Source organism: Methylibium petroleiphilum PM1 (assembly GCF_000015725.1).
Classification (GTDB): domain Bacteria; phylum Pseudomonadota; class Gammaproteobacteria; order Burkholderiales; family Burkholderiaceae_C; genus Methylibium; species Methylibium petroleiphilum.
In genome coordinates, this window is the sequence record NC_008825.1 from 2,848,117 (window position 1) to 2,860,053 (window position 11,937).

Here is an 11,937-nt window from a genome sequence, read left to right on the forward strand (position 1 = left end):
GGAGCCCGCGATGTTCAAGTGGCTCCTCGACAACAGCCTGAGCAACCGGCTGCTGGTGATCATCGCCAGCGTGGTGCTGATGGCCTACGGCGCATTCACGCTCTCGCGCACACCGGTGGACGTGTTCCCCGACCTCAACAAGCCCACCGTCACGGTCATGACCGAGGCCGGCGGCATGGCCGCCGAGGAGGTGGAGCAGCTCATCACCTTCCCGCTCGAGACCACGATGAACGGGCTGCCCGGCGTGGAGTCGGTGCGCTCCACCTCGTCGGCCGGCCTGTCCTTCCTCTACGTCACCTTCGACTGGCGCACCGACATCTTCCGCGCCCGGCAACTGGTTTCGGAGCGCCTGTCGGCGATGGAGGAAGGCCTGGCCGAGGGCGTGCTGCCGCGCATGGGGCCGGTCAGCTCGATCATGGGCGAGATCCTGCAGATCGCGATCCCGGTCGACGCGGCGAAGATCTCGCCGATGGCGGTGCGCGAGTACGCCGACTGGGTGCTGCGCCCGCGGCTGCTGGCGGTGCCGGGCGTGGCGCAGGTGATCCCGATCGGCGGTGAAGTGCGGCAGTTCCAGGTGCAGCCGGACACGCAGCGCATGGCCGAGCTGGGCGTCACGCACGAGCAGCTGGAGGCCGCGCTGCGCGGCTACTCCAGCAACACCTCGGGCGGCTTCCTGGAACTCAACGGCCGCGAGGTGCTGATCCGCAACCTGGGCCGCACCTCCCGGCTCGAGGACCTGAAGGATCTGGCGCTCACCGCCCGCGACGGCCAGCCGCTGCTGCTGCGCCAGATCGCCGAGGTGAGCTTCGCCGCCGCGCTCAAGCGCGGCGACGCCGGCTTCGAGGGCAAGCCGGCCGTGATCCTGGGCATCCAGAAGCAGCCGACCGCCGACACCATCGCGCTGACGCGCGCGCTCGAGGAGGCCCTGCTCGGCCTGAAGTCCTCGCTGCCGCCGGGCATGGAGGCGCCGCAGGTCACGTTCCGCCAGGCGAGCTTCATCGAGGCCTCGATCACCACGCTGCAGGGCAAGCTGATCGGCGCTTCGGTGTTCGTCGCGCTGATCCTGTTCTTCTTCCTCGGCACGCTGCGCCCCACGCTGATCGCGCTGACGGCGATCCCGGTCTCGATCTTCATCACCGCGCTGGTGTTCCGCTACTTCGGGCTGTCGATCAACACCATGACGCTGGGCGGCCTGGCGATCGCCATCGGCGGCCTGGTCGACGATGCGGTGGTGGGCGTGGAGAACGTGCTGCGGCGCCTGAAGGAAGACCGTGCGAAGCACCCCGACAAGCGCCTCCACCCGATCGAGATCGTGGGCCGCGCCACGATGGAGGTGCGCTCGGCCATCCTGTACGCCACGGTGATCATCGTGCTGGTGTTCATTCCGCTGTTCGCGCTGCCGGGGCTGGAGGGCCGGCTGTTCGTGCCGCTCGGCATCGCCTTCATCGTCTCGACGCTGGCCTCGCTGGTGGTCTCGGTGACCGTCACGCCGGTCCTCGGCTTCTACCTGCTGCCGCGGATGAAGAACATCGACCACGGCGACACCCGGGTGCTGGCCTGGCTGAAGGCCGGCTACCGCCGCAGCCTGCAGCGGGTGCTCGACCGCCCGCGCGCCGCGCTGGCCGCCGCGGCGTCGGCGGTGCTGGTGGCCGCCGTGGCGGTGCCCTTCTTTCCCACCACCTTCCTGCCGCCGTTCAACGAGGGCACGCTGCTGATCGGCCTGCGCCTGAACCCGGGCGTGACGCTGACCGAGACCTCGGCCGTCGCGCGCCAGGCCGAGGTGCTGATGAAGCAGGTGCCGGAGGTGACACACGTCGGGCGCCGCAGCGGCCGGGCCGAACTGGATGAACACGCCGAGGGCGTGCACGTCAGCGAGCTCGACGTGGGGCTCAAACCCACCGCCGAACTCAACCGCAGCATGGACGAGATCAAGGCCGACATCCGCGCGCGCCTGGTCAACCTGCCGGCTGCGCTGGAGATCGGCCAGCCCATCTCGCACCGCATCGACCACATGCTCTCCGGCGTGCGCTCGCAGATCGCGGTCAAGATCTTCGGCGAGGACCTCGACGCGCTGCGCGGTCAGGCCGACGCGCTGCGCGCGCGGCTGGCCACGATCCCGGGCATTGCCGACCTGCAGATCGAGAAGCAGGTGCTGGCGCCGCAGATCAAGGTGCGCATCGACCCCGCCGCCGCCGCGCAGTACGGCGTGCCCGCGCCGCAGGTGCTGGCGGCGCTGCAGGCGCTGGTGGAGGGCGAGAAGATCACCCAGATCGTCGAGGGCAGCCGGCGCTTCGCGCTGGTGGTGAAGCTGCCGGAGTCGGCACGCTCGCTGGAGGGGCTGCGCCGGATCCTGATCGAGACGCCCAGCGGCCGCGTCCCGCTGTCCCGGCTCGCGAGCATCGAGGAAGGCGACGGACCGAACCAGATCAGCCGCGACGACGGCAAGCGGCGCATCGTGCTGTCGGCCAATGCCTCGGGGCGGGCGCTGTCGGAGATCGTCGCCGACATCCGGCGAATCGTGGCCGACACGCCGCTGCCGGAGGGCTACTTCATCACCCTGGGCGGCCAGTTCCAGGCGCAGGAGGAGGCCTCGCGCCTGGTCGGTCTGCTGTCGATCGTGTCGCTGACGCTGATGTTCGTGGTGCTCTACAGCCGCTACCGGTCGGCGGCGCTGTCGGCGCTGATCATGGTGAACATTCCGCTGGCCCTGGTGGGCGCGGTGCTCGGGCTGTGGCTGTCGGGTCAGCCGCTGTCGGTGGCCGCGCTGGTGGGCTTCATCACGCTGGCCGGCATCTCGGTGCGCAACGGCATCCTGAAGGTCAGCCACTACATCAACCTGATGCGCTTCGAGGGCGAGAACTTCGACCAGCGGATGATCGTCCGCGGTTCGCTCGAGCGCCTGAGCCCGGTGCTGATGACGGCGCTGGTCACCGCCTTCGCGCTGGCGCCGCTGCTGTTCGAGGCCGAACAGCCCGGCACCGAGGTGCTGCACCCGGTGGCCGTGGTGATCTTCTCCGGCCTGATCAGCTCGACCCTGCTCGACACCTTCCTCACGCCCGCGATGTTCTGGCTGTTCGGCCGCCGATCGGCCGAAGCGCTGATGGACGACAAGGACGCCGAGGCGCTCTGAATCCCCTGCTCTCCCCTCACACGAAAGGACGCTCCATGAAGCCGCAACACCTGCTCGCCGCCGCAACCCTGGTCCTGGCCACCACGGCCTTCGCCGCCGGCGACCCGCACGACCACGCCCACGCGCACACGCCGCTGCACGGCGGCGTGGTGGTCGAGGTCAAGGACATCGACTACGAGCTGGTCGCCCAGCCCAGCGTGATCCAGCTGCACCTGCGCGACCACGGCAAGCCGGCCGACGTGTCGAACGCGACCGCCCGGCTCACGCTGCTGACCGGCACCGAGAAGCAGGAGGTGGTGCTGAAGCCGGCCGGCGACAAGCTCGAGGCCACCGGCAGCTTCAAGGTCGCCCCCGGCAGCAAGGCGGTGGCCGTGGTGACCGTCGCGGGCAAGCCCTCGACGGTGCGCTTCGTCTTGAAGTGAGCCCGCGCCCGGAACGCGGGGCCTAGCCCCGGCCCTCGGCCGACGCCATGGCGTCGTAGCCGGGGCTGCGGAGCAGCGCGTGCAGCTGACGCCGGCGCACCCCCAGGTTGCCGCCGTCGTAGAGCGGGAAGCAGAGCGCGTCCTGCATCAAGCCCGCGAGCGGGAACATGTCGGTGTAGCTGTCCACCCCCACCACGCGCATCGCGTCGTAGACCCCCTGCACGCAGAGTTCGGAGGCGTAGACCTTGGCCGTGGTCGGCAGCTCGCGGCTGCGCCCTTCGGTGAGGTCGAACTGATGGCAGGCCTTCCACGTCAGGTAGCGGGCCGCCTCGATGCGCATCTTGATGTCCGCCAGCAGGTAGCCCACGCTCTGGTGCTCGATCACCGGCACGGTCCCGGAGCGCTTGTCGGTCTTCGCGAACTGCAGCGCCGTGTCGAAGGCCGCCCGCATCACGCCGACGCAGGCGGCGCCGATCAGCGCGGCGGTCCACGCGAAAGCGGTCTCCACGATGTCGATGCCGTCGCCGGGCGCGCCGAGGAGGTTGCCCACGGGAACGCGCACATCGTCGAAGTGGATGCGCGGCGAGATCGTCGCGCGGTGACCGACGGTGTCGAGGATGCCCGCCACCTGGATGCCGGGCAGACCGCCCGGCACCACGATGACGGCCAGCGATTCCCGCGGCCCCAGCGCGGGGTCGGTGCGGCAGACCACGGTGAACAGGTGCGGCCCCTGGCCGTCCCATCCGGTGCCGTTGGTGGTGTAGTGCTTGCGCCCGCTGATCACCCATTCGTCGCCCTCGCGCCGCGCGAAGGTCTGGACGCCGGCGCTCGGGTCCGGGCAGTCGTAATTGGCGCCGCCGGTGACCTCGGTGAACGCGATGCCGGCCAGGCGGGCGCCGTCCTCCACGAAATCGGGCAGGAAGCGCCGCTTCTGTTCGGCGTTGCCGAAGCGCAGCAGCGGCTGTAGGCCCAGGCCGGTGGACAGCAGCGCCGAGGGCACGTTCACGTCGACGGCGGCCAGTTCCTCGGCCGCCAGCGCGAAGTCGAGCGTCGACAGTGCGGTGCCGCCGAACTCCTTAGGGATCAGGGCCTTGACGAAGCCCGCCGCGACCATGGCGTCGTAGTAGGGCCGCGTCGCGTAGAAGCGCTCCTCGGGCCGCGCCAGCGGCCGGATCGTCGCGGCCACCTCGCTCAGGACGCGCGCGGCAAAGCCGCGCGCATCGGCCTGCAGGGCGCGCTGGAACTCGCTGAGCGTGAAGTCGATCGCCATGGCCGCTCCGGATCGTGATGGGGGGAGCACTGATCTTGCCCGTGCCGGCCTCGGGCGTAAACCGGCGGCCGTTACGGCCGGTCAGCCCGGCCCGCGGGCCGCACGCTCGACGCCGACACTCCGCGACGCCGACCCGAGCCGACGCGCAAACGCCCACGACAGCGCCAGCACCGCGATGACGGGCACGTAGACCACGGCCAAGCCGGCCAGTTCCGGGCGATTCAGGAGTTGATCGGCCATCAGGACCACGATGGGCACGTTGTGGATGCTGGCCTCGATGGAGATCGTGAACCGCAACGGCGGGTCGAGTCCGGCGACGGCTGCAGCGGCGTGGCTGGAACCCAGCATCAGTGCGCACAGCAGCAAGGCGGCCGGGAGGTTGTCGAGCCAGCGCGCCGCCAGATGGTCGAAGATCGAAACGAAGACCACCGCCAGGATGACGACGACCAGTGCTGCCGCGCCGTCGTGTGCGAGCCGCATCAGGTCCGAACCGGCCTTCAGGTGGGCTCTCAGCAGCATGCCCAGCGTCACGGGCAGCACCACCAGCAGCACGATCTTCTGCACGGTCCTCCAGGGGTGCAGCTGAAGAGCGTCCGATCCATCGCTGAACATCGCGAACCCCAGCCCTGCGATGAGCGGCGTCAGGGCCATGCAGAGCAGGCCGTTGAGCGTGGTCAGGGCCACCGAGACATCGACCCGGGCCCGTGCAAACTGCACGATCCCGTTGGCGACGGCCCCGCCCGGCGCCGCGACAAGTAGCACGACTCCCAGTGCGATGTCGGGCCGATCGCGATACAACCAGGCCACGGCGAATCCGCACGCTGGGGCCACGAGCAATTGACACCCGAGGCCGATCCACAGCGGCTTCGACTGGCGTGTCAGGGCCCTGAAGTGCTCGATCGAAAGACCCAGCCCCACGCACACCATCATCATGAACACGCTGACGGACAGCACGAATGACAGCACGGATCGGGTGTCCAGAGCGTCCAAGCCTTGTCTCTTGTCGGGCTGCGGTCCGGCGAGGTTCCCGTAGCGGGTCGGCTCTGTCAACCCGCACCTGTCCTTGTTCCACCAGGCGAAACCTTGACTGCCTCCGTGAAGACCGTTCGTGCACTGGAGCGTGGGCTGCAGGTGTTCAGGGCCCTCGACAACGACGACGGGCGCTCGCTGCAGCAACTGCACACCCAGACCGGCATGGCGAAGCCCACGTTGCTCCGGCTGCTGCTGACCCTGGAACAGCAGGGGTTCGTGTGGCGTGCCATGGGCGACGGCCTCTATCGCCGAAAGGTCGTCCTGACCGAGACAACGCAAGGTTCGACGCGCCAGCGTGAGCTCGGAGAGATTGCCGGCCCCTATCTCGAGCGCCTGCAGCGCAAGGTGATCTGGCCGTCGGATCTGCTGGTGGTCCGCAACAACCGCCTCATCGCCGCCGAGACGTCGCGCAAGCGCAGCGGCCTGGCGCTGGACTTCTACCCGATCGGCTTCCGGGTCGACTTCTTCCTCAGTGCGCCGGGACGCGCCTACCTCGCCTGGTGCTCCGACAAGGAGCGCGAGCGCGTCCTGGCCTTCCATCACCGGCACCCGCCGACGATCCCGCGCAGTCTGGCGGTCATGAACGCTGAACTGCCCGCGATCCTCGAACGCACGCGCCACCAGGGCTATGGCGCGCGCGACCCGCAGTTCGGCGGTTCGCAGAAGCCGATGTCCGAGTTCGACGATGGCCTCGATGCCATCGCCGTGCCGGTGCTCCAGGGCCAGCGCGTTCTCGCGTGCATCAACCTGGTGTGGATGCGCAAGTACCGCTTGCGCAGCAAGATCGTGCGAGACCACCTCGCGGATCTGAAGGCGACAGCCGCCGAGATCGGCGCAGCTGCGGCCCGGGCCGGCCGGTAGCTTCCGCAGCACCGCGGCTCTCCCGTCGCGCCCCGCGTGCGGCCCGTGGAGGGCTCGCTCGGACCATTCCACCTGGTGTAACGCCACCCCAAAACAAGATGCGATAGCTCCTGCTTGCGTGCAGCATCCGCCCCCAACAAGAAACCCACCGCATCTGGACGGTGAGGCGATGCACACAAGGAGACAAGCATCTTGAAATCGTTCCGACTTCCGCAGGCCATGGCGGCCGCTGCCCTGTGCGCGGCCTCCTCATCCGCCCTGGCACAAGGCTCCGACCTGACGCTCTACGGCTACCTCAACACCGCCGTCGAGTCGTATTACAAGGGCGCGGCGGCGAGCAGCAGCGCCGTCGGCCTGCCGAGCGCGACCACCTCGCGTCTCACGAACTACGGCTCCTTCTTCGGCACCCGCGGCAGCGAGGACCTGGGCGGCGGCATGAAGGCACTGTTCCAGGTCGAGTCCTACGTCTTCCTCGACGGCGTGACGCCCCCCGGCTTCAACGCCTTTGCCTCGCGCAACACGCGGGTCGGCCTGGAGACGCCGTATGGCACCGTCTTCGGCGGGGTGTGGGACACCCCCGTGCGGATGCTGCTGGCGCGCGATCTCTTCCCCGGCTCCACGCCCGACGGCGGCCAGATCCTCGGGAACGGCGTCGCCAACACGGTCAGCAACGTGCAGGCTCCCGGCTCCTTCGCCCGTCGCCAGGTGAACACACTCGCGTACTGGTCCCCGTCGATGAACGGGCTGCGGCTGATGGCGCACTACAGCTTCGGCGAAGATGCCACGCCGACGGCACGCCCGCGCTTGCTGTCCACGTCGGCGGTGTACGACGGGGGTCCGCTGTCCTTGGGTGCCGCGTACGAAACCCACGGTCGCTACGGCGGCGCCGGAACGCAGGACCGCGCCTGGGTCCTCTACGGTGCCTACACCTTCGGCAACCTGAAGCTCGGTGCCTATGTCGTGGACATGCACTACGAACGGGTGATCGGCAGCGACACGCTCGACCTCGACGTCCGCAACTGGCAGCTGCAGGCGACCTACCGGCTCGGCAAGGGCTTGCTGAAGGCGGCGTACACCCGCGCCGACAACGGCTCCGGCAGCCTGTCGGCACTGGGCACCGACGCCAACGGCCAGGTCACCGTCGATGCGTCCCGGATGGCCGGCCAGGCCACCGCCGGCCCCGACACCGGCGCCTCGCAGATCGCGCTGGGCTACGAGTACGGCTTGTCCAAGCGCACGGCCTGGCACACCAACCTGCTGTTCCATCGCAACGAGCGCAACGGCGCCTACACCCCCTTCGCTGGGGTGCCGTCCCCCGCCGGCGCGCTGGGCGTCCGCACCCGGCTGCTGTCGGTCGGCCTGCGCCATGTGTTCTGAGGAGCCCACGATGAGACTCACCGCATCACCGAAACCCACCCTCGCCGCCTTGACGCTGGGCGCCGCCGCACTCCTGTGCGTCGCGACGGCCGTGCGTGCCGAGGGCACGGCCCCGCCAATCCGCCCCAACATCCTGCTGATCGTCGCCGACGACCTGGGCTACTCCGACCTCGGCGCCTACGGCGGCGAGATCGACACGCCTCACCTGGACGCGATCGCCCGTGACGGCGTGCGCCTGACGAGCTTCTACTCGGCGCCGTTCTGCTCGCCCACGCGCGCCATGCTGATGTCGGGCACGGACAACCACCTGGCCGGCTTCGGCGGCATGGCCGAACTGCTCACCCCGGACCAGAAGGGCAGGCCGGGCTACGAGGGCTTCCTCAACGATCGGGTCGTGCCCTTCCCGCAGTTGCTGCGGGACAGCGGGTACCACACCTACATGGCTGGCAAGTGGCACCTCGGGGTCACGCCCGAAGTGAGCCCGGCCCGGCGCGGCTTCGAGCAGTCGTACGCGATGGTGCAGGGCGGCGCCGGGCATTTCGACCAGACCGGCATCATCACCGGCGACCCAGCCAAGCCCCCGCGCGCGATCTATAACGAGAACGGCCAGCTCGTCGACGTGCCCGCGCGAGGCTTCTACTCGAGCGAGTTCTTCGCGCGCCGCATGATCTCCTACATCGACCGCGGCCGCGGCGACGGCAAGCCCTTCTTCGGCTACCTCGCCTTCACCGCGCCGCACTGGCCCCTGCAGGCCTACGACGAGACGATCCGCAAGTACGAGGGCCGCTACGACGTCGGCTACGACGCGATCCGCGACCAGCGCACCACGCGCCAGAAGGCGCTGGGCATCATCCCGAAGGATGCGCAGGTCTACACCGGCCACCCGCTGTGGCCGAAGTGGAGCACGCTGACCGCTGCGCAGAAGCAGACCGAGTCCAAGCGCATGGCGGTCTATGCCGCGATGGTCGACGACATGGATTACTACATCGGCGAAGTCGTGAACTACCTGAAGAAGACCGGCCAGTACGACAACACGCTGATCCTCTTCATGTCCGACAACGGCGCGGACGGCAACACCGCCCTCGACGAAGGCCGCACGCGCGAGTGGGTGAAGACGCGCATGGACAACAGCCTTGCCAACAGCGGGCGCAAGGGCTCCTACATCGATTACGGCCCCAACTGGGCCCAGGTGGGCTCCAACCCCTTCCACCTGTACAAGGGCTTCCTGTACGAGGGTGGAATCTCCGTGCCGTTCATCGCCAGCTGGCCGGCACTGGGCCGCAAGGGGCAGATCAGCGACAGCTTCGCCCACACGATGGACATCGCTCCCACGCTGCTGGAGCTGGCGGGCGCCCGCCATCCGGGCACCGAGTACCAGGGACGTGCGGTGCTCCCGCTGCGCGGTCGCTCGATGCTCGCGATGCTGACCGGGCAGCGCGACAGCGTGCACCCGGCCGATCACGTGCACGGCTGGGAACTCGGGGGCCGCAAGGCGCTGCGCAAGGGGGACTGGAAGATCGTCTACAGCAACCGGCAGTGGGGCACCGGCGAGTGGGAGCTCTACGACCTGTCCAAGGATCGCAGCGAGCTCAACAACCTGGCAGCGTCCCAGCCGGCCAAGTTGAGCGAACTGGTGGCCGAGTACGAGCGCTACGTGCGCGAAGTGGGCGTGGTGGACATCCCCGGCCTGGCGGAGCGCAAGGGCTACAGCAACGGCACACGCTACTTCGAGGACATGCAGTGAAGAGGGACCTGCGGCCACGCGCACTGCCGCGGGTGGCAGCGGCTGCGCTGGCCGCAGGCCTGCTGTGCCACCAGTTGACCCCGATGGCCGTCGAGGCGTCGGCCGATCACGGCCTCTGCGAGGCCTACGCCGGGCTGCCGGCCGCCGACGGTGCCCACGACGGCATGGTGCGGGTCGCGGGCGGCCGCTTCGAGATCGGCGCCGACGACGCCTACCCCGAGGAACGGCCGGCGCTGCCGGCCGAAGTGCGCAGCTTCTGGATCGACCGGCACCCGGTCACGAACGCGCAGTTCGCCCGCTTCGTCGCGGCGACGGGCTACGTCACGACCGCCGAGCGCGCGGCTGCCGCGGGCGAGGTGCCAGGGTCTGCGGTGTTCGTGCCGCCGGCGCACGGCCGGCCCGGTGGCTGGCGCTACGTGCCCGGCGCCGACTGGCGCCATCCCGGCGGGCCCGACAGCGATCTGGACGGACGAGGCAACCACCCCGTGGTGCAGGTGTCGTACGACGATGCGCTCGCCTACGCACGCTGGGCGGGACGCGACCTGCCGACCGAGGCGGAATGGGAGTACGCCGCGCGGGGCGGGCTGAAGGGGCAGCGCTACGCCTGGGGCAGCGAGGTGAGGCCCGAAGGCGTGCACCGGGCGAACACCTGGCAGGGCGAGTTTCCGCTGCGCAACACGCAGGAGGACGGCTACGCCGGCACCTCGCCGGTGGGTTGCTTCCGGCCCAACGGCTTCGGTCTGTACGACATGGCCGGCAACGTGTGGCAATGGACTTCCAGCTGGTACCGGCCGGGGCACCAGGCCGGCGCGAACGGACGGCTCGCCGAGACGCCGGCCGCCGGCAGCGGTGACCCGCGCCAACCGGGCACGCCGGTGCGCGTGATCAAGGGCGGCTCGCACCTGTGCTCGCCGGACTACTGCCTCCGCTACCGACCGTCGGCGCGGCAGCCGCAGGCCACCTCGACCGCCACGTCGCACGTCGGATTCCGCACGGTGCGCCGGTCCTGAGCGATCGACCGGAGGGAGGCCGCGAAGGCCCGGCCGGGCACGAGCGATCACGGCGCGCTGGCCACCCCCTTGCCGGCCGGCCGCAGCCCGCGGTCGCGCCGCTGACGATCGAGGGCGCCGGAGGCCGCGGCCTTCAGCAGCTTGCGGAAGGTCGGGCATTGCGCATGGCTGGGCGCGCGGCAGGCCGCGGCATGTCGCAGCCCCCGGCTCATGGCGCGCAGCTGCCGCACCGTCGCATCGATCTCGTCGGCCTTCGCCGCGAGCAACTGCCGGTCGATGTTCGGGGCGCCCTGCGGCGACAGCATCGAACGGACCTCGTCGAGCGACAGGCCGGCCGCCTGGCCCAGGGCGATGAGCGCCAGCTGGTCCAGCACCGAGTCCGCGAAGCGGCGTCGGGCGCCCTGCGGGCCCAGCGACGCGATGAGCCCCCGCTGTTCGTAGTAGCGCAGCGTCGACGCCGGCACGCCCGCGCGCCGGGCCACCTCGGAAATATCCACCGCGGACCCCTTGACTTGAAGTTGACTTGAACTTCTATAGTGAACTCGAAGCACACCCGAGTCAATCAAGGAGGTCCCTCATGACATCGATGCAAGAGATTCAACGCCTGGTCCTGATCGGGGCGGGCGCCACCGCTGTCCTCGACGCGTGGCTCCTCGTCCTCCGCCGCGCGGGGGTGCCCGGCCTGGACCTCGCCCACCTCGGGCGCTGGGCGGGGCACCTGCTCCACGGCCGGTTCCGGCATGCCGCGATCGCACGCTCGGCGCCCGTTGCGGGCGAACGGGCGTGGGGCTGGCTCGCGCACTACGCGATCGGCATCGCCTTCGCGGCCGCCCTGGTGGCCATCGAGGGCTGGGCCTGGGTTCGGGAGCCGACGCTGATGCCGGCCGTCGCCTTCGGTCTGCTCACGACACTGACGCCGCTGGCCATCCTGCAACCGGCGATGGGCGCCGGATTCGCGGCGTCCAGGACGCCGACACCGATGAAGAACCGGCTGCGGAGCCTGGCCAACCACACGGTCTTCGGCCTGGGCCTCTACCTGTCCGCTGCCATCGCCGCGATGCCGTGGCACTGATCCCGAAATCCCTTGGAGT

At 69.8% G+C, this 11,937-nt stretch carries 10 protein-coding genes; 7 read left to right on the top strand and 3 right to left on the bottom strand.

Translation table 11 applies throughout. The annotated features are described in order from the left end of the window. The first annotated feature begins 10 nt into the window (after positions 1–10). A complete protein-coding gene (locus tag MPE_RS13485; protein ID WP_011830258.1) occupies positions 11–3,130 on the top strand; it encodes an efflux RND transporter permease subunit in 3,120 nt (1,039 codons plus the stop codon). A 35-nt stretch (positions 3,131–3,165) separates the two neighbouring features. Beyond that, a complete protein-coding gene (locus tag MPE_RS13490; protein ID WP_011830259.1) occupies positions 3,166–3,552 on the top strand; it encodes a hypothetical protein in 387 nt (128 codons plus the stop codon). A gap of 22 nt (positions 3,553–3,574) precedes the next feature. Here the strand turns inward: MPE_RS13490 and MPE_RS13495 are convergent, their stop codons facing one another. Together MPE_RS13495 and MPE_RS13500 are read right to left on the bottom strand one after the other, a co-directional pair. Next, positions 3,575–4,822 carry an acyl-CoA dehydrogenase family protein gene (locus MPE_RS13495; protein WP_011830260.1) on the bottom strand — a complete coding sequence of 416 codons (1,248 nt, stop codon included), beginning with the start codon at positions 4,820–4,822 and terminating at the stop codon, positions 3,575–3,577. Between the two features lie 81 nt (positions 4,823–4,903). Beyond that, entirely contained in the window at positions 4,904–5,812 is a 909-nt protein-coding gene (locus tag MPE_RS13500; RefSeq protein ID WP_158304618.1) for a bile acid:sodium symporter family protein, read from the bottom strand. A gap of 105 nt (positions 5,813–5,917) precedes the next feature. Here MPE_RS13500 and MPE_RS13505 point away from each other — a divergent pair, with 105 nt between their 5' ends. From MPE_RS13505 to MPE_RS13520, 4 genes are all read left to right on the top strand, one after another. Beyond that, positions 5,918–6,715: a helix-turn-helix domain-containing protein gene (locus tag MPE_RS13505; RefSeq protein WP_129450908.1), complete on the top strand. Its 798-nt coding sequence runs from the start codon at positions 5,918–5,920 to the stop codon at positions 6,713–6,715. 192 nt (positions 6,716–6,907) lie between these two features. Beyond that, the gene (locus MPE_RS13510) at positions 6,908–8,092 is read left to right on the top strand and encodes a porin (RefSeq protein WP_011830263.1); all 1,185 of its coding nucleotides are present in this window, start codon (positions 6,908–6,910) and stop codon (positions 8,090–8,092) included. Between the two features lie 10 nt (positions 8,093–8,102). Next, positions 8,103–9,836: an arylsulfatase gene (locus MPE_RS13515; protein ID WP_041929689.1), complete on the top strand. Its 1,734-nt coding sequence runs from the start codon at positions 8,103–8,105 to the stop codon at positions 9,834–9,836. Continuing rightward, complete coding sequence (locus MPE_RS13520; protein WP_011830265.1) at positions 9,833–10,846, top strand: formylglycine-generating enzyme family protein; 1,014 nt, start codon at positions 9,833–9,835, stop codon at positions 10,844–10,846. The genes MPE_RS13515 and MPE_RS13520 overlap by 4 nt, the downstream gene beginning before the upstream one ends. Positions 10,847–10,893: 47 nt before the next feature. On the opposite strand, the gene MPE_RS13525 is transcribed toward MPE_RS13520, so the two are convergent. Then, a complete protein-coding gene (locus tag MPE_RS13525; protein ID WP_036232721.1) occupies positions 10,894–11,343 on the bottom strand; it encodes a helix-turn-helix domain-containing protein in 450 nt (149 codons plus the stop codon). A gap of 80 nt (positions 11,344–11,423) precedes the next feature. On the opposite strand from MPE_RS13525, the gene MPE_RS13530 reads away from it, so the two are divergent. After that, entirely contained in the window at positions 11,424–11,918 is a 495-nt protein-coding gene (locus MPE_RS13530) for a DUF2938 domain-containing protein (protein ID WP_011830267.1), read from the top strand. The last annotated feature ends 19 nt before the right edge of the window (positions 11,919–11,937 follow it).

Excerpts from the sequence above, each read along its gene's own strand:
- MPE_RS13485 (WP_011830258.1), top strand. The coding sequence starts at position 11 with ATGTTCAAGTGGCTCCTCGACAACAGCCTGAGCAACCGGCTGCTGGTG.
- MPE_RS13490 (WP_011830259.1), top strand. The coding sequence starts at position 3,166 with ATGAAGCCGCAACACCTGCTCGCCGCCGCAACCCTGGTCCTGGCCACC.
- MPE_RS13495 (WP_011830260.1), bottom strand. The coding sequence starts at position 4,822 with ATGGCGATCGACTTCACGCTCAGCGAGTTCCAGCGCGCCCTGCAGGCC.
- MPE_RS13515 (WP_041929689.1), top strand. The coding sequence starts at position 8,103 with ATGAGACTCACCGCATCACCGAAACCCACCCTCGCCGCCTTGACGCTG.
- MPE_RS13530 (WP_011830267.1), top strand. The coding sequence starts at position 11,424 with ATGACATCGATGCAAGAGATTCAACGCCTGGTCCTGATCGGGGCGGGC.